25 protein-coding genes are annotated in these 23,905 nt (G+C 46.3%); 1 reads left to right on the top strand and 24 read right to left on the bottom strand.

The annotated features are described in order from the left end of the window. Positions 1 to 119 precede the first annotated feature (119 nt). Positions 120 to 1,052, bottom strand: a complete 933-nt coding sequence (gene prmB / locus TW84_RS06150; RefSeq protein ID WP_045974773.1) for a 50S ribosomal protein L3 N(5)-glutamine methyltransferase — start codon at positions 1,050 to 1,052, stop codon at positions 120 to 122. Between the two features lie 61 nt (positions 1,053 to 1,113). Between prmB and smrB the strand changes: the two genes are divergently transcribed. Further along, positions 1,114 to 1,644 carry an endonuclease SmrB gene (gene smrB, locus TW84_RS06145; RefSeq protein ID WP_045974772.1) on the top strand — a complete coding sequence of 177 codons (531 nt, stop codon included), beginning with the start codon at positions 1,114 to 1,116 and terminating at the stop codon, positions 1,642 to 1,644. A gap of 29 nt (positions 1,645 to 1,673) precedes the next feature. On the opposite strand, the gene flhB is transcribed toward smrB, so the two are convergent. The 23 genes from flhB to TW84_RS06030 form a co-directional block, all read right to left on the bottom strand. Beyond that, the gene (gene flhB / locus TW84_RS06140) at positions 1,674 to 2,804 is read right to left on the bottom strand and encodes a flagellar biosynthesis protein FlhB (protein WP_045974771.1); all 1,131 of its coding nucleotides are present in this window, start codon (positions 2,802 to 2,804) and stop codon (positions 1,674 to 1,676) included. A gap of 9 nt (positions 2,805 to 2,813) precedes the next feature. Then, positions 2,814 to 3,596, bottom strand: a complete 783-nt coding sequence (gene fliR / locus TW84_RS06135) for a flagellar biosynthetic protein FliR (RefSeq protein ID WP_045974770.1) — start codon at positions 3,594 to 3,596, stop codon at positions 2,814 to 2,816. Between the two features lie 11 nt (positions 3,597 to 3,607). After that, complete coding sequence (fliQ, locus tag TW84_RS06130) at positions 3,608 to 3,877, bottom strand: flagellar biosynthesis protein FliQ (protein WP_045974769.1); 270 nt, start codon at positions 3,875 to 3,877, stop codon at positions 3,608 to 3,610. Between the two features lie 12 nt (positions 3,878 to 3,889). After that, positions 3,890 to 4,780 (bottom strand): flagellar type III secretion system pore protein FliP, encoded by an 891-nt coding sequence (gene fliP, locus TW84_RS06125; RefSeq protein ID WP_205622467.1) that lies wholly within the window; start codon positions 4,778 to 4,780, stop codon positions 3,890 to 3,892. Then, positions 4,762 to 5,175, bottom strand: coding sequence for a flagellar biosynthetic protein FliO (fliO, locus tag TW84_RS06120; RefSeq protein WP_045974767.1), 414 nt, complete (start codon positions 5,173 to 5,175; stop codon positions 4,762 to 4,764). The genes fliP and fliO overlap by 19 nt, the downstream gene beginning before the upstream one ends. Positions 5,176 to 5,178: 3 nt before the next feature. Beyond that, positions 5,179 to 5,589 carry a flagellar motor switch protein FliN gene (gene fliN / locus TW84_RS06115; RefSeq protein ID WP_006959499.1) on the bottom strand — a complete coding sequence of 137 codons (411 nt, stop codon included), beginning with the start codon at positions 5,587 to 5,589 and terminating at the stop codon, positions 5,179 to 5,181. A gap of 23 nt (positions 5,590 to 5,612) precedes the next feature. After that, on the bottom strand, positions 5,613 to 6,668 hold the full coding sequence (fliM, locus tag TW84_RS06110; RefSeq protein WP_045974766.1) for a flagellar motor switch protein FliM: 1,056 nt from the start codon (positions 6,666 to 6,668) through the stop codon (positions 5,613 to 5,615). A 7-nt stretch (positions 6,669 to 6,675) separates the two neighbouring features. After that, entirely contained in the window at positions 6,676 to 7,173 is a 498-nt protein-coding gene (fliL, locus tag TW84_RS06105) for a flagellar basal body-associated protein FliL (RefSeq protein WP_045974765.1), read from the bottom strand. A 35-nt stretch (positions 7,174 to 7,208) separates the two neighbouring features. Next, positions 7,209 to 9,194 (bottom strand): flagellar hook-length control protein FliK, encoded by a 1,986-nt coding sequence (locus TW84_RS06100; RefSeq protein WP_045974764.1) that lies wholly within the window; start codon positions 9,192 to 9,194, stop codon positions 7,209 to 7,211. Between the two features lie 138 nt (positions 9,195 to 9,332). Next, positions 9,333 to 9,773 carry a flagellar export protein FliJ gene (fliJ, locus tag TW84_RS06095; RefSeq protein ID WP_045974763.1) on the bottom strand — a complete coding sequence of 147 codons (441 nt, stop codon included), beginning with the start codon at positions 9,771 to 9,773 and terminating at the stop codon, positions 9,333 to 9,335. A 3-nt stretch (positions 9,774 to 9,776) separates the two neighbouring features. Then, on the bottom strand, positions 9,777 to 11,102 hold the full coding sequence (gene fliI / locus TW84_RS06090) for a flagellar protein export ATPase FliI (protein WP_045974762.1): 1,326 nt from the start codon (positions 11,100 to 11,102) through the stop codon (positions 9,777 to 9,779). Beyond that, a complete protein-coding gene (fliH, locus tag TW84_RS06085; RefSeq protein ID WP_045974761.1) occupies positions 11,102 to 11,902 on the bottom strand; it encodes a flagellar assembly protein FliH in 801 nt (266 codons plus the stop codon). The genes fliI and fliH overlap by 1 nt, the downstream gene beginning before the upstream one ends. 21 nt (positions 11,903 to 11,923) lie before the next feature. Next, complete coding sequence (gene fliG / locus TW84_RS06080) at positions 11,924 to 12,982, bottom strand: flagellar motor switch protein FliG (RefSeq protein ID WP_045974760.1); 1,059 nt, start codon at positions 12,980 to 12,982, stop codon at positions 11,924 to 11,926. Further along, a complete protein-coding gene (fliF, locus tag TW84_RS06075; RefSeq protein ID WP_045974759.1) occupies positions 12,975 to 14,720 on the bottom strand; it encodes a flagellar basal-body MS-ring/collar protein FliF in 1,746 nt (581 codons plus the stop codon). Before fliF ends, fliG begins: the two co-directional genes overlap by 8 nt. Before the next feature lie 16 nt (positions 14,721 to 14,736). Further along, complete coding sequence (fliE, locus tag TW84_RS06070; RefSeq protein WP_045974758.1) at positions 14,737 to 15,048, bottom strand: flagellar hook-basal body complex protein FliE; 312 nt, start codon at positions 15,046 to 15,048, stop codon at positions 14,737 to 14,739. Between the two features lie 98 nt (positions 15,049 to 15,146). Further along, complete coding sequence (locus TW84_RS06065) at positions 15,147 to 16,547, bottom strand: sigma-54-dependent transcriptional regulator (RefSeq protein WP_045974757.1); 1,401 nt, start codon at positions 16,545 to 16,547, stop codon at positions 15,147 to 15,149. Continuing rightward, on the bottom strand, positions 16,547 to 17,608 hold the full coding sequence (locus TW84_RS06060) for a sensor histidine kinase (protein WP_045974756.1): 1,062 nt from the start codon (positions 17,606 to 17,608) through the stop codon (positions 16,547 to 16,549). The genes TW84_RS06065 and TW84_RS06060 overlap by 1 nt, the downstream gene beginning before the upstream one ends. Before the next feature lie 122 nt (positions 17,609 to 17,730). After that, on the bottom strand, positions 17,731 to 19,197 hold the full coding sequence (locus tag TW84_RS06055; protein WP_045974755.1) for a sigma-54 dependent transcriptional regulator: 1,467 nt from the start codon (positions 19,195 to 19,197) through the stop codon (positions 17,731 to 17,733). 257 nt (positions 19,198 to 19,454) lie between these two features. Then, complete coding sequence (gene fliS / locus TW84_RS06050) at positions 19,455 to 19,865, bottom strand: flagellar export chaperone FliS (protein WP_045974754.1); 411 nt, start codon at positions 19,863 to 19,865, stop codon at positions 19,455 to 19,457. Between the two features lie 11 nt (positions 19,866 to 19,876). Next, a complete protein-coding gene (fliT, locus tag TW84_RS06045; protein WP_045974753.1) occupies positions 19,877 to 20,200 on the bottom strand; it encodes a flagellar protein FliT in 324 nt (107 codons plus the stop codon). Continuing rightward, positions 20,184 to 22,208, bottom strand: a complete 2,025-nt coding sequence (gene fliD / locus TW84_RS06040; protein ID WP_045974752.1) for a flagellar filament capping protein FliD — start codon at positions 22,206 to 22,208, stop codon at positions 20,184 to 20,186. Before fliD ends, fliT begins: the two co-directional genes overlap by 17 nt. 20 nt (positions 22,209 to 22,228) lie before the next feature. Then, positions 22,229 to 22,657, bottom strand: coding sequence for a flagellar protein FlaG (gene flaG, locus TW84_RS06035; protein WP_045974751.1), 429 nt, complete (start codon positions 22,655 to 22,657; stop codon positions 22,229 to 22,231). A gap of 70 nt (positions 22,658 to 22,727) precedes the next feature. Next, on the bottom strand, positions 22,728 to 23,861 hold the full coding sequence (locus TW84_RS06030) for a flagellin (protein WP_045974750.1): 1,134 nt from the start codon (positions 23,859 to 23,861) through the stop codon (positions 22,728 to 22,730). Positions 23,862 to 23,905: the final 44 nt, after the last annotated feature.

Here is a 23,905-nt window from a genome sequence, read left to right as displayed (position 1 = left end):
GGCGTTATTGCGATTTGATGTAAAGACCTAATGCCGATCTATTTTGCTTTTCTTTGCCAATAAAAAACGCCGGACAAGGCTGTCCGGCGTTTTATCACATCAAGCGAACTGAATGATACTCAGTCTTTGTAGATTGAGAACTCTTCCGCATACTGCAGCATCTGTTCACGCGTTAGCATGAATACACCATGGCCGCCATTTTCAAACTCAAGCCAGGTGAAAGGGATATGCGGATATTGCTCCATCATATGAACCATAGAGTTACCCACCTCACAGATGAGAATACCGTTATCCGTTAAGTAATCTGGCGCATTCGCCAGAATACGACGCACCAATTTCAGGCCATCCGTACCCGCAGCGAGGCCAAGTTCAGGCTCATGCGTAAACTCATCAGGCAGACTGTTCATGTCTTCTTGATCCACATACGGAGGGTTAGACACGATCAGGTTGTACTTCTCTTTTGGCAGATCACGGAACAAATCCGAGCGAATCGGGAATACCTGCTGCTCCATACCATGGTCTTGAACATTCTGTTCGGCAACCTGCAGTGCATCTGTCGAGATATCAATAGCATCAACTTCTGCATCCGGGAAAGCATGTGCACAGGCGATCGCGATACAGCCACTACCGGTACACAGATCCATAATACGTGTTGGCTCTTCGATGAGCCAAGGTTGAAACTCTGCCTGGATCAGCTCTCCAATTGGAGAACGGGGTACTAGAACCCGTTCATCGACAAAAAACTCTAAGCCACAGAACCAAGCACGGTTGGTCAGGTACGCGGTTGGAGTACGCTCATTAATTCGTTTCACAACGCGCTCAACAATGCGCAAGCGCTCGCTGCTCGTTAATCGAGAATTTAATACATGCGGAGGCACGTCAATTGGCAAGTACAACGTTGGCAGGATCAGCTGAACGGCTTCATCCCATGCGTTATCAGTGCCGTGACCATAAAATAGGTTTGCGGCATTGAAACGACTCACAGTCCAACGAATCATATCCTGAAGAGTGTGTAATTCTGATACAGCTTCTTCTACAAAAATCTTATCCAAAATTGCCTCCGAAAAGCGCTACAATACTGCCAATAGCATTTATTTATGTATCTATGACCCAATGAGCAAAAAAGACACCGAAATTGATGATGATTTCGCCCTTTTCAGGGATGCAGTACAAGGCGTAAAAAAGTTGCGACAGGATACCATAGTCCAGCAGCCAAAAAAAAATACTAAGCAAAAAGAAATCAAACGTAGCGCGCGTGAAGCCAGCGATACAGAGTTCTATTTCTCTGACGAATTCGTACCGCTTCTCAGTGAAGACGGACCGACTCGCTATGCCCGCGATGACGTATCTCAATATGAAGTGAAACGCCTTCGCCGTGGCGTGTACGTCCCGGATGTGTTTTTGGATATGCACGGCATGACGCAAAATGAAGCCAAGCGCGAACTCGGCGCGATGATTGCTTACTGCATCAAAAATGAGATTTCATGTGCGTGTGTTCAACACGGTATTGGCAAGCATATTCTTAAGCAAAAAACGCCGCTTTGGTTGGCGCAGCACCCGGATGTCATGGCATTTCACCAAGCGCCATTAGAATTCGGCGGTGACGGCGCTTTGCTGGTACTACTGTCGATACCAGAGAAATAGAATCGCTAACACAAATATAAGCCAGTCTTCTATTGCCTTAAGTCTGATGGAATCGGTAGATCCGACGCTTTAAAGTGCGGACGTTGGCCACCACGCTTACGATACTGTTTAAGCTGGAACACATAGGCTAGAACTTGCGCCACAGCCGTAAACAGCCCATCAGGGATCTCTTGCTCTAACTCAGTCGAGTGATAAAGGGCTCGTGCGAGCGGAGGAGCTGGAATCACATAGATGTCGTGTTCACGAGCAATTTCTCGTATTTTTAGCGCCATATGGTCGACGCCTTTTGCGACTACAATCGGCGCTTTATCAGTATCTTGCTTATAGCGAAGAGCCACAGAGAAGTGCTCCGGGTTGGTGACAATCACATCAGCTTGGGGAACTTCTGACATCATTCGGCGTTGGGCGGCTTCACGCTGCAACATACGAATACGGCCTTTGACTTCAGGCTTACCTTCCGTCTCCTTGTACTCATCTTTGACTTCCTGCTTGGTCATCTTTAACTGATCCGCGTGCTGCCAAATCTGGAAAGGGATATCAATCGCGACGACAATCAGCAACGAACAACTGATCAATAGTACAAAGTTAAGCAAGATATCTAATGCGTGGAAAATGTTCTGCGGATAGACATCCATACTCAACTGGAACAGATCTTTCTGCGCTGCATCGATCAGATAAAATGCGACACCAGAAACCAAAGTTACTTTCAGAATTGATTTAAGTAACTCAACCCAACTTTGCAAGCCCACCATTCGCTTTAGGCCACTGAGTGGGTTCATTTTTGACCACTTTGGCATCGCGGCTTCAACTGAGAAACTAATGCCACCAACTCCTGCGGCACCAATTAAAGCAGCAATGAACAGAACAGTAAGAATCAACAACAAGGGGCCAAGCAAGCTGACTAGCGAACCAAGAGCAATATCAAACAACTTTGGCAAGTCAAAAATCTCTTCACGCGACAGATCAAACAAACGCCCCATAAGTGTATACAACCCACGTGCAAGTGCATCACCAAACCACATCAAGGCAATGGCCCCAATGACAAGCACAGATACTGACGCTAACTCTTTAGACCTTGCAACCTGCCCTTTTTCACGAGCCTGCTGCAATCGCCTGGGCGTAGCGTCTTCGGTGCGTTCTTGACCGTCTGATTCTGCCAATTCGGCCCCCTAACAATTTAAGCGTATGAAGCGGCACACTTGCTGCTCCCCTTGCAACCAGAATAGCTCATAGTGACTGAATAGCCCGGCGATAATATACCAACAGAGTAATAAGCCGACGATCAAAGCAAACGCAAAACCCAGAGAGAAGATGTTCAGCTGTGGTGCCGCACGGGTCATAACGCCAAACGATAAATTGATCGTTAACAATGCGATAATCCCAGACAAGGACATACTCAGTGCAACTTTAAACATGATCCCTAGCCAAAGTGCCAATTCCCTAAAATCGACGGTGTTCAGTGATCCGCTACCAATAGGTAGTGACTGAAAGCTCATTACCACCAGCATAATCATTTTCAAGTGACCATCGGTAGCGAGGAAAAACATCGTGGCTAGGAACATAAAAAGCTGACCAAGTAACGGCGTATTCTGACCATTGGCAGGGTCAACCATTGATGCAAAACCTAAACTCGCTTGCATACCAAGAATTTGGCCAAGAATCACAAAGGTCTGAATCATGAACTGAGTAATGGTTCCCATCGCGACACCAATGATGATCTGCTCTAAGAGCGTCATGAAGCCTTGTCCAGAGAGCAACTCTATGGTGTTTGGCACAGCAGGGATAACAGGCATTACAGCAAGCGTAATTGCCAAACCAAGATAGAGTCTGACACGAGTAGAAACAAAACGCGCCCCTGTCACCGACATCACCATCAACATGGCAGCGATTCGGGTATAAGGCCAGAAGTAGTTGGCTATCCAGTCGAGTATCAGGCTCGTTGGGTATTCCACGTCAAACCGCCCTAGTAGAGAACCTGAGGCAGGCGCTCAACAATCGAGAAAAAGTACTCCATCATCATTTGTGTCATCCAATGCGCGAACAACATCAACGCCAACAAAGTCACCACTAGACGGGGTAAGAAGCTCAACGTCTGTTCGTTAATCGACGTTGCAGCCTGAAAGATCGCGACAACCAGACCAATAAGTAAGCTGGGGATGATAATGGCACAAACCATAATCAGAACCATCCACAACGCATCTTTGAACAACTCGACGAATACTTCAGGCGTCATGTTTTCCTCCCACTACAAGGCAAAGCTGCCAGCTAGAGTAGACAGAATGAGGTTCCAGCCATCAACAAGGACAAACAGCATGAGTTTGAAAGGTAAAGAAACGATCATTGGGGAGAGCATCATCATACCCATCGCCATCAGAACTGAGGCCACCACTAAATCAATAATCAGAAACGGAAGGAAGAGCATAAATCCAATCTGGAAAGCCGTTTTCAATTCAGAGGTAATAAATGCTGGGATCAATATGGCCATTGAAACATCTTCGGGCGCTGTTGCATCTGAACCAGAAATATTAACAAAGGTTTCAAGGTCCTTAACTCGAGTTTGCTTGAGCATAAAGTCTTTCATTGGCACTTGGGCGCGGTCAAAAGCTTCACGTGCGGTGATCTGTTCATTGATGTATGGCTGGATAGAGTCTTCATTAATCTTGTTCAACACCGGAGACATGATGAAGAAGGTCAAGAAAATCGCGATACCTATAATGACCTGATTAGATGGCGTTTGTTGCAAACCCATCGCCTGACGAAGAATCGACATCACCACGACAATACGAGTGAATGAAGTCATCAAAATGACCATGGCAGGCAAGAAACCCAACATGGTCATTAACGCTAATATCTGTAAGTTAATCGAATAGTCTTCGCTACCATCAGGGTTAGTCGTCATGGTGAACGCAGGAATGCCACCACCACCACCCGTAAAACTGCCAGTTGAAATGGTCCGTGCAGCGCCCTGCTCTTTTTCCATGGCGGAGACAGTGACCGATTGTGACGGTGCCGCATTGTCAGGAATTGGGGTTGCAATACTTTCCTCAGCGAACGAAGTCGCCGCAAAAAAGCTCAGGCATAGAGTCAGTATCAATAACGCTAATCGACTAGTGTTTATCATTCTTTCTTTTTCAATAGCTGAGTCAATTGGGTCGCAAAAGGACTGGACGCCAATGCAGATTTATCCAGCTCCTCCTGAGTCAAAGGGGTATCCAACTTGGAAATCAGTTGTACCGACTGTGCGGTCACTCCCACTAAGAATTGCTCTTCACCCGCCTGTACAATCATGATTCGTTCACGAGTACCGACTGGTATCTGACGCACGATATTCAGGCCTCCTTGGTTAATCATCGCTGGCACTCGCATACGTTTCAGTAACCAAGCCAAAAAGAGGATGAATGCGACGACGAACAAAAGCGACCCAAACGTGGTCGCCCAATCTAGCTGATTACCTGATGCAGTTTCAGCCCAAACAGACGGAGAGAGGAGCGTAAGAAGACACAGAGACACCCCTTTTATCTGTTTTCTCATAATTTACCTTAGCTTCTTAATCCGCTCAGTCTGGCTGATAACGTCAGTCAAACGAATACCAAACTTATCATTGACTACCACCACCTCACCGTGAGCAATCAAAGTACCATTAACCAACACATCCAACGACTCCCCGGCTAAACGCTCAAGTTCAACGACTGAACCTTGGTTAAGTTGGAGCAAATTACGAATACTGATTTGTGAACGGCCTACTTCCATAGAAATCGTCACTGGAATATCCAGAATCGTATCGAGTTTGCGGCGTTCGTCTTCTGAAATAGGCGACCCAGTATCTTGTAACTCATCAAGTTGAGCGGCCATAACTTCATCTACATCTACCTCTGGCGCATCAGGGTCTTCACCTAGTGCAGCAGCCCATTCATCCGCCAGTTTTTGATCGTCGCTCGGTTCCATACCTGTTACCTATTTACTCTATATTAATCTTCAATTTCACCGTCATCTTCTTCTAATTCAGAAATGACATCTTTGCCCAAGAAAGCGATGTCGGTCTTGACCACATCCGGGCGCTTAATTTCCTCTGAAACCTGAACCGCAAGTTGTTCACCAGAGCGTCCCATTTTGACGCGGAATGTTGGTAGTTCTTCAACAAACATAGTGGCATTTTCAGGCATAGTGATAGGAATGATGTCACCGGGTTGCAGCTCCATCAAATCTCTTAGTGAAATATCCTGTTCCAGTAAATTCACGCGGAAGTTAACCGGAACATCCATTATCTCCTCGCGAAGTGCGGTGCTCCAACGAACATCCGTTTCCATCTTATCTGACTGAACACCTGCATCAAGCAGTTCGCGGATCGGCTCCACCATAGAGTAGGGCATCACCACATGGAAATCACCACCGCCGCCATCAACTTCTATATGGAAAGAGCTGACAACAATCACTTCCGTCGGGCTGACAATGTTTGCCATGCTTGGGTTCACTTCAGAATCGAGATATTCAAACTCGACGCCCATTACTGGAGACCAAGCCTCTTTATAATCTTCAAACACAATCTTGAGCAGAAGTTGTACAATGCGACGCTCAGTTGGCGTAAACTCACGCCCTTCAATTCGAGCATGAAAACGCCCATCACCACCAAAAAAGTTTTCTACCAAAATAAAAACTAAGCGGGCTTCCATGGTAATAAGTGCAGTACCTTTTAGCGGTCTAAAGCGTACCATGTTCAAACTAGTCGGCACATACAAAGTATTTTGATATTCACCGAATTTCATCATTTGTACGCCATTTATCGACACTTCGGCGGTTTTTCTCAGCATGTTGAATAAGCTGATCCGCAGGTGACGCGCAAAACGTTCGTTGATCAACTCTAGCGTTGGCATTCGACCACGAACGATACGGTCTTGCGAAGAGAAATCAAACTCTACTGCGCTGGGGTCCGCCGCTGCGCCACCACCGTCGTCTTCTCCCTCATCGACATCGTCGACACCGTGGAGCAGCGCATCAATCTCGTCTTGGCTTAATAGATCGGTCACTCTTCACCTACTGTATTACAAAATCAGTAAACAACACTCGTTCAATCACGGGTTGCCCTACCGCACGAGTCAAGCTCGCTTTAATATCTTCTGTGGCTTTATCTCTCAATTCCACCCGTCCGTTGACACTACGCAGCTGGTCGACGGTCGCTGAAGCGAAAGTACCGAGTAATGAGCTTTCAACCAATGGTGAGTGGTAACGGGCTAAGTTTTCATTTTCTGTACCACGCACCATCAGCTGTACTTTAATTTGCACAAGCCGATCTTTTTTATCACCCGTGACATTAAATAAAAATGGTTGAGCAATATTGACGTAAGAAACAGGCTCTGTTGATACCACCACTTCTTGTTGGGCAGTTTGCGATGCTTCTTCGGATTCATCCGATCCCATCAGGAAAAAAGCAGCTCCACCGCCGCCAACGAGTAGAACAACAACAGCGATGATGATAATTAACAGCTTGCTTTTGCCTTTGGGTGCTTCTGCTTCTATTCCTTCGTCTGCCATATTTAACTTTCTCTATTTTCTTACTTTTCTATAGTTTAAGCGTAATAACTGATTCCATCACGCTTTGTTGTGACATTCAAATCAAGATTGACGTCTGGTTCAAGGTTTTCTTCACCTGCAAAGGTCTGGTTGCCGTTACCTTGACCGTTTTCAGCCCCATTTCCAGCCGCATAGCGATTTTGTTGCTGTCCCGAAGATTGCTGCTGAACAGAAGAGTCCCCCAATTGAACGCCCTGCTGGGCTAGCATCTCACGTAAACGAGGCATGGAATGCTCGATGACATCCCGCGCCTGTTGATTTGCCACCGTAAAGTGCACCGTCGCTCCCTCTCCAGTCATACTCATACGGATCTGGAGCCGACCTAATTCTGGTGGATCAAGACGAATGTCGATATTTTTCAGATTCTTCGACATCATCATTTGGACTCTTTCAGCCACTTGATCGCCTGCCATTTCTCGGTTTAACTGCATAGGAGCCTGAGCAGCCGCTTGATCTGCTCGCATTTGATGCTGCGCTGTTAAGCCTTGCTGGCCTGCGGCTTGAGACAACTGCTGAGCAAAGCCTGTTTCATTTCCTTGGTCAGCACTTTGTTTGCCCTCGCTCCCAACGAGCTTACCTAAAGACCCTGCCGCTTTTGCTCCCATTACCGCTTTGAGCATAGCCTGTTCACTGGCAACTGGCGTAGCGGCAACTTGCTGAAATTGACTAGCAGCAAGATCATTTGTCAGCGGTATAGCTGCTGCCTGCGAGGCAACTTGTAGATTATTTGGGGCTGCATTAGAGGTAGTTGAAGTACTATGTAGAGCCTGCTGCACAGATTGTGCTAACTGAGCTTTAGGCCTAGCATCCTGTTGTATTGTTAGCTCATCTTTTCCAACTTCTGCCGTAGAAGCGCCCCAAGGTATACCAGTAGCAGGTGCAACGGTTTGGCCTGCAACGGCTGGGTCAGTAGCAATGTCAGCTTCACTCAGCGATGACATTGATAACGGTGTAGATTGTAATCCCCTCTCAACATTAGGTTCTACAGGTTCAACAACTCTGCGCTGGATCAGCGTTTGCCTATGCGCCTCAGCTTTTGCAGACTCCACAACCAGCTCAATCTCTTTATCGGACAAACCTTGAATTTTCAGCTCATGTTTTAGCTGTTCAATTTCAGGATTGGTCAGTGTAGTTTTATCGCCTTTTGGCTGGGCCATTGCCGCTGTACCCCCAGTGCTAGCAATCATTGCACTACCACTGTGATTGTCCACAGCCACGACATCTTCTTTCAGTTGCGCTTCAGATTGAATAAATGGTTTCACACTCTCTGGAACCATGACTTGCTGCTCATCAGTCAGTTCAACCTCAATCTTATTACTATTCGAAGCAGCTGACACATTGGCATCAGTCAGCTCTTCATCCTGATATTGGGCTGATAAGAATGGAGTGACAGAATCCACCGGTGTCTCTTGGTGTAATTTTTCTTGCTTTTGTTGAAAAGGGCCGGTTACCTGAGCCGAAGACTCTGATGATTGTGGCAACTCGTTGCCGTTTTGGGGTTTAAGCGCTCTGTTGGCTTCATTTAAACGACTCAGCAGTTCTTCGTTTTCAGACACAATTTTATCTGCGTCTCCTTCAGGTTGTTGAGCGGCTTGTTGTTTAGTAGAGAGCTCAGCGTCTCCTTTGTCGGCCAGTGTGTCTTGGTTTGTTTCTGATTTGAGCAACTCATCAGTAGAAGCACTTTTAGCATCAGAGGCTACCACCTCTCCTAGTTGAGACTCATCCTCTATACTGACGTCGTCACTATCGCTAACTTCTTTATCGAATGATGCTTTGATACCATCCTTGCCTTCAACGAGTTGAGCAATTTTTTTTGACTCCATATCAGAAGCTTTTTCTTCGCCAGATTCACCCTTGATAAGTGACGCCAACTTGGAGAAAAAGCCCTCAGACTGCTTTGCGTCCTCACTAGCTTCCACAGATTGAGGTGACGATGTTGCCCCTTTAGAGGCATCGGAAACCGGAGTTAAATTCACATTCATAAATAGATCACTCACGCATAATTGAGAGGACAGTCACGGCCAATAATTCAAACAGTAAGTAGCGGCAACACGTTATTCAACGAGGAAAACTGCAAGAAGTGCGCCAATCAGAAAGGTAAACAGCTCATTAATGTGATGCTAGTTCAGTGTACGACGAGAATATTGGAGGGTTGAGAACTCATCCATTTGTTTTTGTTCACGAATATTCTGTAAGCGTTCTTTCTCGGTCTGCTTTTTCTCAATCAACCACTCGTAAGAGCGGCGTTGTTTGCGACATTCGAGCCAATTTTGCTCACAACTGTCAACTTGTGATTTGAAATGCTCCTCTGCCTGCTTCTGCTTAGCTAAGGTTTCATCTAATGTCGTGAGGAAGCGGTTCAGGTGAGAGTATTGGCTAGCTGTCAGCCCTTGCTTGCCTCTTTCGACCAGTTGATTACAGTAATCAAGACGATAGTTTTCTATCTGCTCCAGTTGCTGATAGTAACCATCCAATTCTACTCGTGCCTGATTGAGCGCAAGTACCGCTTGGTTCTCTCGTTCCTGAGCCTGGCTTAATAAAAAATCCAACGCATTATCCATAAATTACGAATCTCCCTGTAGAAGATTGCGTAACATATTGACACACATGTCGAATGGAACGGTCTCTTTCATCGCCTGCTGTAAATACCCATCCAGTCGTGGTTTTAAAGTAAACGCACTGTCAATGGCTGGATCAGATCCCGCTTTATACGCACCAATCGATACCAGATCCTGATTTTTACGGCAAACAGACAACACCTGACGTACCGCTTTGGACATCAACATTTGCTCTTCGGAGGTAATTTGTGGCATGACACGGCTGACTGATTTCTCGACATCGATCGCGGGATAATGGCCAGCATCCGCCATTTCACGAGACAATACTATATGACCATCTAAGATCGCTCGCGATGCATCAGCAATCGGATCTTGAAGATCGTCGCCTTCCGTCAACACAGTAAAGAATGCCGTAATAGATCCTTGTTCTTGGCTGCCATTACCCGCTCGCTCCACCAAGGCTGGCAGCTTGGCAAATACCGAGGGGGGATACCCTTTGGTCGCTGGCGGCTCACCAACAGATAAAGCGATTTCACGCTGAGCCTGAGCAAATCGCGTCAAAGAATCCATCAACAGTAGTACATCTAAACCTTGGTCACGGAAATATTCCGCAATCGTCAACGCAGTCTGACAACCTTTAAGTCGCATCAGTGGAGAAGAGTCAGCCGGCGCAGCCACGACAACCGAACGTTGACGTCCGTCTACCCCAAGAATTTCTTCAATGAATTCTTTTACTTCACGTCCACGCTCACCAATTAGACCAACAACAACGACTTGGGCCGTCGTTCCTCGAGTCATCATACCTAAGGTAACCGACTTACCCACACCAGAACCAGCGAACAGGCCAATACGCTGACCCTTGCCTACCGTCAGAAGTCCGTTAATGGCTTTGATACCAACATCGAGAGGCTCAGAAATGGGTTTACGCGCAAGAGGATTAATAGGATCGGCGTTGAAAGCTGCTCTTTTCTCTGTATACAAAGGCCCTTGGCCATCTAACGGATTACCAACACCATCGATCACTCGTCCAAGAAGTTCCATACCAACAGGTAAGCCGGCGTCACTCGTCAAAGGCGTTACTTTAGCACCAGGTAACACACCAGTGATTTGCTCGCTCGGCATTAAGTAAAGGTTGTCACCTGAGAAGCCGACGACCTCTGCTTCCATTTCTCCGTGCATGGTTTCGACTTTGCAGAGACTGCCAATGGGAGCGCGACATCCGGTAGCTTCAAGGGTTAATCCAACAACCCGAACGAGTTTGCCTGAAGCAACAGGGCGACAAGTTAACCCTTGAGTTTGGTACTGAGATAGGCGTTCAGCCAGTGCTAACATTACTCACCACCTTGGTGGCGATTTACCCCACAAAAACTCTGCAATACATTACGTACTCTCTCTTCAAGGCGATAGTTAACACTCGACTCACCCGCTTCGATCTGCACATCTCCACGATTTAGTGCAGGCTCTGCCATCAAAGTCCAGTTACGAAATTCCAATTCTTCTTCACCATATGCAGAACGAATGGTTTCAACATCTTCTGGATGAAGTTTGAGGGTAATCGAATGACCAGATACTGGCAGAGATTCAACAGATTGCTTAATCGTATCAAGTACAACTTGAGGGTTGGTTTGTACTTCGACATGAACCACCTCTTTAACCAAAGTCAGTACCATGTCGACTAATTGCTTTTCAACCTGAGCATTCATTAACTCAAGCGGTTGAGCAAACTGATTCGCAAGTCCAACCAATGTTTGGACTTGCTGTTGAATGAATTCTTGCCCTGCTTCGATGCCTTCGGCTTTACCCGCATCCAACCCTTCTTGATGACCTTCTTGCTGGCCTTGTTCTTTGCCTTTATCGTAGCCTTGCTTAAAGCCGGCTTCCTGCCCCTGAAGCAAACCTTCTTCATAAGCTTGCTGTTTAATAAGCTCGATGTCTTCAGCTGTCAGCTCTTTAGGCGCTTCTTCTTCTGGCTCAGAAGAAATGGGCATCCAGCTTGGGTCATAATTCATCGCAGTTTCTTTCGCCTGCTTATGAGTTTCCGGCGTATAGTCCGGCATTCCCCAGCGCTCTGGCTTTTGAATTTGCTCGTCATTGTCCAAGCGCAGAAAACCGCGCTTTCTTTCCCCAGACATAAAATGATTACCTGTTTTTAATTACAAGAATTCGTCTGCACCGCCACCTAGCATTATCTCACCGGAGTCAGCCATACGGCGAGCCACAGCCAATACTTCTTTCTGTGCGGCTTCCACATCAGAGACTTTAATCGGCGGCATCGCTTCAAGATCATCACGCATCATCTCAGCGGCACGTTTAGACATGTTCTTGAAGATCTTCTCACGCAGAGGCTCATCTGCGCCTTTAAGTGCACGTTGCAACGCGTCTTGTGGAACGTCACGCAACAGCTTCTGAATACCTTGGTCGTCGACTTCGATAAGGTTCTCGAAGACAAACATAAGATCCTGAATCTGGGTTGCCATGTCTTCGTCCTGATCGCGAATCTGCTCCATCAGGATACCTTCAACATTGTTGTCCATGTAGTTCATGATTTCTGCTGCTGCCTTCAGGCCGCCAATTTTGGCAGCTTGCGCACCGGCTTGACCTGCGAACTGTTTCTCCATGATTTCATTCAACTCAGCAAGCGCTGAGGGTTGTACTTCTTCTAAGTTCGCGATTCGCATCATCAAATCGAGACGGTCACGTTCGGCAAACTGAGATAAGATTTCTGCAGATTGATCCGGTTCGAGGTAGGACAACACAATAGTTTGAATCTGAGGGTGTTCGTTAATAATGATACTGGCAACCTGACGAGGATCCATCCACTTAAGTGAATCCAAACCCTTCGAGCCAGTACCCAGCAATATTTGATCTACAAGATTATTGGCTTTGTCTTCACCAAGGGCGGCAACCAATGCATTTCGCATGAAATCTTCACTGCCCATACCTATGTTGGTGTATTTCTGAATATCTTCCAGAAAAGCTCGGTGTACCGCTCCGACTTTTTCTTGGCTTAAGTCAGCAGCACGAGCCATCGCGCTACCAACACGTTGTACTTGTTTAGGTTCTAGGTGACGAATGATACCTGCTGCGTCTTCCTCATTTAAACTCAACAGGAGTATCGCTGCACGTTCTTCGCCCGGTATAGTTTCTATATCCACGGTGTTCTCTACAACTTCGCCACCGCCTTCTCCCTGTGGTACGACTTCGTTAGGCATCTTCCATCCAGTTCTTCACTACTTGTGCCGCCAGTTCAGGCTCGTTAGCAACTAGCGCTCTAACTGCTTTCAGCACATCTTCATCTTTATGGAGGTTAGGTAAGTCAATACTGGAGCCAAATTCAAACAACTCACCACCATCCATATCTCCACCAATCAGACTGGTTTCACCATCAGCCCCAATCGGTAACCCATCTGGCCCATATAGCTGATCATCGTCTTCCGATGCAGGGTTGAGCAGTTTCTTCAATGCTGGGCGAACCAGAACAAGCACAACCACTATGATCACCAACGCACTGGCAAACCAACGGACCCAATCGTTGAAGTTAGGGTGCTCCCAGATAGGGACATCTGCAATTACTTCAATTTCTGGTTCCGCGAACTGCATACTCAGTACATTGAGCAAGTCACCCCGGTTTTCATCAAAGCCAACGGCACCAATCAACACCTGACGGATAGACTGCAGTTCTGCATCCGATAGAGGCTGGTACGTCGTTTCACCGCTATCAGGGTTAACCGAAGCGCGGTTTTTAATCGCAACGGCGACCGTTTGACGATTGACGATACCTGTCTGACGACGCTCATGGCTGATGGTCGTATCCAACTCAAAGTTACGTGTTGCTTCCTTATGTACAGAACCCTGTCCCATCAATGAGCCGTCTTTCATTTGCGCGACATCTTGAGGAATAGAAGCGTCTGCTGGAGGCTGGTTACTCAACGCACCGGGAACACCTGCCACTACATTACCATTATTATAGTCTTCCAGCGTGTATTCACTTCTGGTTGATGGTGTATTGGGATCAAAACTTTTACGCGTTTGCTCTATGGCGCTGAAGTCCAACTGGATATCGACTTGTGCGGTATAGTTGCCAAATCCAAGGATAGGAATAAGTACAGAGTCAATTTTGTCACGTAGTGCTTGTTCCTGCTTACGCTCTAACTCGTGCTCTTTACGCCGCGCCGCTGAAGCTGGATCTTGCGAACCCGAACTTAGTAAACGACCATGTTGGTCTGTCACAGTAATGCGAGTCGGTTTCATGCCGGGGACTGCACTTGCCACCATATCCACGACAGAGTCAACTTCTTCTTGCTTGAGTGACGTGCCAGTACGAAGTGTAAGGAAAACGGAGGCCGATGCTTCTTGATTATGACGTACAAAAACGCTTTGTTTCGGTAAGGCCAGCAGCACGCGTGCTTTGCGCACTTGTTTCATTTCTTCAATCGCTTTGGCTAACTGACGTTCACGGCTGAGTTTTAAGCGTTCCTGCTCTAAACGCTGAGAAACACCGAATCCCATGTCTTGCATCAGAATTTCATCGCCAGCTTGCTTCTCATTGTTTAAACCAGCACGAACCATGTTCAACTTGAGCGAGTTGTATTCACTGGCCAGAACAGAGATGGTGTTCCCTTCCAGTTTGTAATCAATTTTCTGTTGATCAAGGTAATCTAGGACAGGAATTAACTCTTCTGTATCGTATGCTCCGAGTGGACGCATTTCTGGCTCTCTTACCCAGAAAAACAGCATCACTATTAGGGCGACACAGATGGAGATGGAAAGCACCAAGACCACTTGACGAAGGAGATCAAGATCCCCCACCGCCATATCAAATTTGGATGAGCTTTGTTCATCCAAGTCTGGGTTTTGAACATCAGTATCCATTTCTGATGTCGCCATCATTGCAGTATCAGGACCACCGTCCGACACCGCAATATCCGTTGATTGATTTTGTTCAGCCACAGACTATACCTATCACTTAAACGGGCATGTTCATCAATTCTTTGTACGCTTCAACTAGCTTGTTACGTACTTGAATCGTTGCCTCAAACGCAACGCTGGATTTATTTCGCGCGATCATTACGTCAGATAAAGACACATCCTCATCGCCACGATCAAATCTCATTTGCAAGTTACTTGATGTCTTTGACAGTCCATTCACATTGTTGATGGCATTGTTAAGCAGATCACCAAAATCCGCACCAACCGTATGACCAGTCGCGGCAGGTTTAGTGTTCGCTGCTTCGAACATCATTGCTTGCATTTCGCCTTGAAAACCATCAACTTTCATAGAGCACCTCGGACGTCAATTCTTTGACTACAATTCTTGCTGTAAATATGACGCTGCAATCTACATGCCATATCAATTTGAGCGTCGAAAATAGCACGTTAGTTTGGAATATCAATCCCTGCATCACGCATTTTTGCTAACTTGTAGCGCAAGGTGCGTGGGCTGATACCTAATTTCTCAGCCATTTCCTTTCGACGGCCATTGCATTCCGATAATGTCTCCAGAATGATAGCGTATTCCTGCTCTCTCAGTTCACCACCAAGACCAACGCCAGTAGCGAATACGTTATCAGGCTCAGCGATCGGTTTAATATTGGGGGCCGTAATTTCACCCGTTTCGACTACATGCTGTAAACTGCCAGCATCCTGCCAGTCTAGGCCTTCAAGTAAAATATGATCGCTCGAAACATTACCATTCTCACTGAGAATTAATGCTCGTTGCACAACGTTATCCAACTCGCGTACATTTCCCGGCCAAGAATACGCCAATAATTTACTCATAGCGCTTGATGAAAGCACAGGAACAGGTAGCCCTAGCTTCTTACAATGACGCTCTATTAGGTGGTTCGCTAGTGGCTCAATGTCACCTTTACGCTCACACAATGCCGGCCAAGCTAATGGGAATACATTCAAACGATAGTATAAATCTTCTCGAAAATTGCCTTCCTGAACATACATTTTGAGATCACGGTTACTGGTGGCCAACACTCGGACGTCAAGCTTAATGCTCTTACGACTACCTAAACGCTCTACCTCACGCTCCTGCAACACACGGAGTAATTTGGCTTGAAGGTTTAAATCCATTTCACTGATTTCGTCTAGCAGAATGGTACCGCCCTGTGCTTGTTCAAATTTACCTGGACACGCTTGAATAGCACCAGTAAAAGCGCCTTTTTCATAGCCAAACAGCGTTGCTTCAAGCATATTGTCCGGAATCGCAGCACAGTTGATCGCGACGAATGGCCCATCTTTACGATTCGAGGCGTTATGGATATAGCGTGACATCACTTCTTTACCTGAACCACTCGGTCCTAACACCATAACGTTGGCATCTGTTTTGGCTACTTTGTCAGCCATTGCAAGTAGCTTCAGGCTTTTCGCATCCGCCACAACCGCATCGCCATTGTCATCCGATTTGACCGGCGCATAGCGGCTGACCATATTCAGCAAAACTTCAGGGGCAAAAGGCTTGGCCATATAGTCAATGGCGCCATCTTTCATGGCTGAAACAGCATCTTCAATATTGGCGTATGCCGTCATGAGCAATACAGGTAAGTTTGGCCAGTGTTGTTTAATGTTACGTAACAGTGCCAATCCTCCCATACCAGCCATTTGAACATCGGACACAACAATATCAACGGCGTGAGCCTTGAGTTTAATCAAAGCGTCTTCAGCACTATCGGCTTCTAACCACTCATATCCAGCCAGTGCTAGGGTATCGACCAAGGCTTCGCGTAGACCTTCATCATCTTCTACGATTAGTACTTTGCTTTGTGCCATTATCCTTCTCCTGTCATTATATCGTGGTCAGCATGCGGAGCACGCTCCAAAGGAATGCAGATGGTAAAACATGCGCCATCACCTTCTTCTGAAATCAGTTCTAACCTTCCGTCGTGAGCACGGCATACCATTTGAACAACGGCTAGGCCAAGTCCCGTACCTTGGGATCGAGTAGTGAAGAAAGGTTCCATTATTTGGTTATGTAACTCTTTAGGTACACCTGGGCCGCTGTCTTGTACCGAAATTTTCAATTCGTGGTTAACTGGTCGGAAAAAAACATCAACTTGAGATTCCTTTCCAGCGATTTGAATGGCATTCATCACCAAATTACTTAGCGCCGAAGCAACCGCATTCGCATTGCCCAATAGCTGAGTGTCTTCTTGTTCGACTTCAAGGTGATAATCAATCTGGTTGTTCTTAAGAGCGGTTTCCACCATGGGAGAAAATTCAGATACCAATTCTGAAATGGTGAAAGGCTTCACCACTTTGTTGTCCCCTCCCTTGGCAAACAGCAACATGTCGTTGACCTGTTTTTCCAGATCATGCAAGCGATCCATCAGCTTGTTTTGGAAACGATCTTTCGTCGCAGGTGGTAAGTTCGGTGCGCCCAGATTTGATGCGTACAACATCGCACTGGAAAGAGGAGTTCTAACCTGATGCGCTAAAGAAGCAACCATACGCCCTAACGAAGACAAACGCTGCAAATCACTGATGCGAGACTGCAACAGGCGTGTCTCAGTCAGATCGGTAATCAAAATCAGCTGGCCTGTCGTAGACGCTGAAATCGCCAAACGCACTTTACGGCCATTACGAAGAGAGATTTCATGACCGTCATCTTCACGGGGAGAAAATGCTTGTTGAATCACTTCAAACCATTTTTGGCCTACGAGAGGCATCTCTAGCAAACGCTGAGCTTCAGGGTTCGCTTCATGAACAACGCCTTGAGTATCGAGCAAGATCACGCCTGCAGGCATGACGTCCAATACCTGTTTGTATCGTTCAACTTGTTCTTCGAGTGTTCCAAGTGGTTGCTGTTTCATGATCGCCTGAGCTGATTGCATGTCGAATTTCTGCCTTAAAAACTACAATAGCCTGACATGCAATAAACAGGCCAGGCTATTTTTCATATATTTCAGTAGCTTATTGAAAAGTCGATATTTTGACAGCGTCGAAAATACCCAAATTAACGCTGCACATTGTATTTTCTCATCTTCTCAACCAGCGTTGTCCTACGCATTCCAAGCATATCAGCAGCACGGGCAACTACGCCTCCCTGAGCCTCTAGCGCTTGGTTTATCATGTTAACTTCCAACTCGGCTAACATCTCTTTAAGGTTAACACCTTCAGGCGGTAACTCTTTAGGGGCATTGGAGTTTTCATGTAGGGCTTCAGTCGCATCAAGGCTGAAATCTTCAGAAAAAATATCCTGCAATACGTCACGTTCCTGTTCTTCAACAGAAACAAACACATTATGCTCTGGCTGAAACTCAGGGATATCACTATATCGATACTTGGTCGGTAGGTGATTGACGTCGACCAAGCTATTCGGATAAAGAATGATCATTCGCTCGACAAGATTCGCCAGTTCGCGAACATTACCCGACCAATTGTGCTCCATTAGTGAGTTGATTGCTCTCGGCGTAAAGCATATTGGCTGAGCGCCCTCAGCTTCCATTCGCGTCATCAACTCTTGCAACAGCAACGGGATATCCTCTATACGGTCACGTAGTGCTGGCATTTCGATTGGGAACACATTGAGTCGGTAATATAAGTCTTCACGGAAAGACTCATCATCAATCATGGTTTCCAAATTACGGTGAGTTGCCGCAATAACACGAACATTGACGCGAATAGTAGTGTTACCACCAACACGCTCAAAACAACGTTCTTGTAATACTCGTAGCAATTTGACCTGCATTGGCATCGGCATATCACCGATTTCATCAAGGAACAAGGTACCGCCTTCTGCCAGCTCAAAACGCCCTTTACGAGAGGTAATAGCTCCAGTAAAGGCCCCTTTTTCATGGCCAAACAGTTCACTTTCGAGCAGATCAGGAGGAATAGCACCACAATTGATTGGAACAAATGGCCCAGTTCGACGTGTCGAATGGTAATGAATGTTGCGTGCAACGACCTCTTTACCTGTTCCTGATTCACCAAGGATGAGCACATTGGCCTCAGTAGCGGAGACTTGCTCTATCAGGTGGCGAACTTCTTTAATACCAATACTCTGCCCAACCAAACTTCGGAATAGAGTATTTTTTCTTGAGGACGAAACTACATTGACACCTTTACGACCAAGGAAATCTTTGCAATGACGAAGCGCTTCACTTAACTGAGGATAATTTAAAGGATACTCCAGTTCACCAACATAATTGGTCATTTCTTCAACTGGATAAGAATGTGTTCCCACGATAAGTAAAGGGATATGGTTAGCTTGGGAGAGTCGAGTACTCATCTGCGTTGAGAAGTTCTGGCTCTGAAGAGAACCAACAATGCATCCTGCCCAAACATCCGACCAGTTAACGTCGTTCAGCTGTGCGGAACTGATCGCCTCACATTGTTCTCCGACAAATTCTAATATATTACTCAGATTGATGCGTGCTTGAGCATCATCTTCAATTACGAGCAGCTTTGCTAAACCTTGCATAGGTGAGAATTATTGCCTTTATCTTGAAACGTTGTGTCTGTTATTTCTGTTTCTAACAACTAATCTAACTATAGAACAGGATTAGTGATAGACAATTTATAAACTTCAGCAACAAAATAAGCCACTAGGCTACTAAGTGGCTTATATTCTATTTGATAAAAAAATAAAGGCAACCAAGCAATTAGGCGATGTGATATTTGCCCAAAAGCTTTTTATGCAAGATATTTCAATACAACTGTAAAAAGTAAACTTATATCTTAGATTCCTACATCAGTCGCAGTCAGATTATGGTATTCCGGTGGAATTTGTTCCCATGCTGATTTAATCTCGCGAATGATATCAATCACGTCATCAATAGGTTGAGGATCATTCTTATGATTTGCCTCAGTGATTTGGGTAATCATAAACTCGTATAACTGATCCAGATTCTGGGCAATATCACCACCATCGTCCATCGATAAACAACTGCGTAAGCTAATGATGATATCTAGGGCTTTACCCAGTCTCTCACCCTTGATCGGAATATTGCCCTGCTCCATTGCCGCTTTGCCCTGAATCAAGCGCTCGATAGCGCCCGCCATCAGCATTTGAACAATTTTATGCGGGGAGGCAGCACTGAGCTGGCTATCTACCGATACCTTCTTGTAAGCCTGTAATGAACCACGCATAACAATCCTCTTTATAAAAATTTCTTGTACTGCTGCACTGATTTGTTGCCATAGCGGTACTTTTTCAAACTACTGCCAAGTTCTGCGGTTTTCTTCTGCATCAACTCAACAGTCAACCGAGTACGCTCGATGGCACTATGCCATTCTGGTAACTGAGCTAACTCTTGTTGTTCATTAATAGTACTTATCAAGGTTAGCAATAACTGTTCCCTTTTATCGACCAACTGAACGATTTCTTCAGCATTAATGTCACCAACTGAAAGATTATTGGCAATATCGCGATCAAGATCACAAAGAAATGAGATCTGTGCCAAAAAATCATCCGCCGAGTGCATTCATCATACCTGCTAACTGAGATTGCATATTACTCGTCGCATCTTGCATCGCCGTAAATTTGGCGTGTGTACGTTTCTCTAGACTGTCCATACGGCGATCTAGAGATGCTTGATCATCATCAAGGCGATAGTTTTGTTCGACCATGCTACGCTCGCGAGTGCGAATTGAGCCAGTAACGCCCGTTATCCCCTGAATCGCATCTTCAACTTTTTTCGCAAATCCTTGGTTACCGCCAAAGAAATCTTCTAACTTACTGAAGTTGTTATTGAGCTGGCGATCCAACATGTCGTAGTTGATTTCCAATGTCCCCTGGCGTGTCGTTGTAATACCGAACTCAGTCAGTGTTTTCAGATCTTCAGGGGCAGGTTCAACTCTTGAAGAAAACACCGATTTCAATCTTGAATCGGCACTACGAACCACACTATCACCCGCCAGAGGGCCTGCGGATCCAGTTCGTGGATCGACTCCTGAAAGCTCTTGAGAGACCTGATAAAACTGGTTGTATGCCGAAACGAACTGCTCAATATCATCTCGTACGCCCTGACGGTCATATTCGATATCAATCTCTGAAGGTGTTTTGCCGCGCTCGGAGCGACCTTTCAATGTCAGATCGACCCCTTCAATGGCATCTTCAATGATGTTGTTATCACTGGAAAGTTGAGCAACACCATCAAGCAGTACTTTCGAATCCTGCGCGGCTTGTACTTGGCTCATACCACGATAAGCATCAAATGATTCCTGCGCCGATTTCAGGTCAGCTTGGGCCTGGTCAATTCGTTCCAGATATTCTCTTTCTTCTTGCGGCAGTTTGGCACGTTCAAGCTCTTTAGCTTGCTCTGGGCTCAATTCACCTGCCAGAACGCGTGCTTGAAGCGAGGCTTTTTCCTGAGCAAGTTGCTCTTCCAACTCAGCTTGTTTAGCATCTAATGCGGCCTGCGCTTCTTTTGGTGTGACGTAGGAGTCCGTCAGAGTACCTGAAGCCGTGACACTCCAACCAGGAACATCAGGGGCTTTTTCCAGCGCTTTAGCATCTAGCTGAGGCTCGGGCTCCCAATACGAGTCAAGCAACGTACCGGACGCGGTCGCGGTCCAGCCAGGAATACGCTCTTCTGGCTTTAAGTACTTATTAGCTTCGGCACCGGCCGCAGCAGCGGCTGCAGCAGCTGCATCTGATAGCTCGTTACCGACACTTGCATCTTTTGCCGCATTGGGATCGGCAGCAACTGCCGCTTGTTTGGACGTATCGGCAATCTCCTGATCGACAACCTTTGCCGCCTCGATGTTTTGCTCTGCGATACGATCGGCAACAGCTTGTTCTTCATCAGTGAGCGGTTTGAGGAGATCTTGTGCCGTGGCACGAGCTTGCTCAAGGTCTTTAACACGCTGTTCAAGCGTTTTGTATTCGAGTCTTTTGAGAAGATTGTCCGGTGCTGATTCCACACTCAATTTCAGAGCGTTTTTTTCACCTGAATTACTCGAGGCAACGATAAGACGTGGGCCTTCGACATCATTGATGACCGATGCTCGAACGCCTGGATTGGTTTTGCTGCCATTGATACCGCGAACAATATCACTCAGCTTAGAATTTTTCTGTACATCAACGGTGAACGTTTCTTCACCGAGAGAAACTTGCAGCTTACCCGGGCCAAATTTCGCATCTTCTGGTACAACGTCAGACGCAATTTTATGACTCTGGGCAAGCTGCAACACATCGATAGCATATCTACCAGCGATAGCTTCAGTGGTTGCCGTCGCGGATACAACAGTATCATCCGTAGATTCTACTTTTCTTGCAGCAAATGCTTTCTCTTGACGAAAGCTCGCCATCAAGTTTTTCATCGTATCCAACGACTCTCTGAGCCGTCCGTAGGCACTGATACTGGAATCAATTTTGCCACGCTCATTGTCGATTCGTTGCTGCTTTGGTACGCGCTCCGAATCAACAATTTTGCTGACCATGGCATTGATATCCATGCCAGAATTCATCCCTACCGGGCCAAAGCTCATTCAATCACCTCAAAATACGATCATACCCTCTGGTTCAAAAGTCCCGATGAATACCGAGCTGTTTGATCCCTCAGGCGTCGCAGTATTTCTAACATTTCCTCATCGGGTATCTGACGAATTATGTCGCCAGTATCCGCTTCATAAATGGTAACTACATCTCTTCCCGATTCTTCGTCGACTCGAAAAGATAAGCCAGTGTTAATGGACGCAATGAAATCGTTCATTTGCTGTACCATACGTTGCCGCTCTTCCCTGTTAAGCTTTTCACGTTGTTGAGACGCTTCTATCGCTTGATTAACAGCTTCAGCAGCTTGTTCTCTCACTTCGGCTGTAGAAACCTGTTCTTTCCGCGAGGAAACTTGCTGTGCACCATCATATTTTGAAGCAACTTTAGTGCCACTTTCTGAGCCGTAAGGCTGGATGTTCGATGTGTAGGATGGTATTTCCATAACAATCTCCCTTCCACCTTATAGGTTGGTAATCACGTTACCTACCAATAAGCTCGTTCGAACCTATCGATTAACCTAATAAGCTAAGAGCTGCTGATGGTGATTGTTTTGCCTGCGCCAGTACTGAGGTACTTGCCTGCTGCAAAATCTGCGACTTAGTCATCTGAGTCGTTTCTTTCGCGTAATCAGTATCTCGGATACGGCTACGAGACGCGTTAACGTTCTCGTTGATGTTATCCAAGTTGCTGATCGCATGGCTGAAACGGTTCTGGAATGCACCCAACTCCGCCCGCTGGCTATCTACCGTTTTCAGGGCACCGTCGATGACCGAGACCGCCATCTGTGACCCTGCTACAGTAGAAACATCAACATCGGAAACCGTTTTATTTTCAGCAGCACCAAAACCGATATCACCACCTAACGCACCACCAATAGTGACATCTGTCGCGACTTTGTTGTTCGCAGCGAATAACTGCAACTTCCCTTCGTCACCAACCGACGCTTTTACATCTTCACTTTGACCATTGATGTAAGTCGCAAGCTGCTCGATATCGTCACCAACCTTAGCATTTATGGTTAACTGTTTAGTTTCCCCATTTACGTCAGTATAGTCCAGAGTAAGGTCTGTTGTACCTTGAGAGACGGTCCAATCATTACCTTTACCCTGTTGCGCGATGTATGCTTTACCACCCATTCCAGAGGTATCTGAACGCATATTACCCATAGTGAGCATTACAGCCTCACCTGAGCTTGCACCAATCTGGAATGACTGACTACCAAACGTACCATTAAGCAGTTTGTTACCACCAAATGAGGTGGTTTCTGCGATACGGTTTAATTCGTCATTGAGTGCGGTAACCTCTTCTTGAATCGCAACACGCTCTGAACGCGAGTTCGAACCATTTGACGATTGCAACGACAGGTCACGCATACGTTGAAGGATATTGGTTGTCTCATTCATTGCACCTTCAGCCGTCTGTGCAATGGAGATACCATCGTTTGCGTTTTTCACCGCCATGTCTAAACCACGACTTTGCGATGTTAAACGGTTGGAAATTTGGAGGCCTGCAGCGTCATCACGAGCACTGTTAATTTTGTAACCCGACGATAGACGCTCCATCGATCTCTGCATGCCATCAGCTGCACCATTAAGGTATCGCTGAGCAGTCATCGCAGACACATTGGTGTTTACGTTAATTGCCATATTGATCTCCTTAGGCATTAAGGGTGATGCACCTCAGCGTCTCT

Source organism: Vibrio neptunius, assembly GCF_000967495.1.
Lineage (GTDB): Bacteria > Pseudomonadota > Gammaproteobacteria > Enterobacterales > Vibrionaceae > Vibrio > Vibrio neptunius.
The sequence above is the reverse complement of the archived record's forward strand: the minus strand, read 5'-3'. Positions and strand labels throughout refer to the sequence as shown.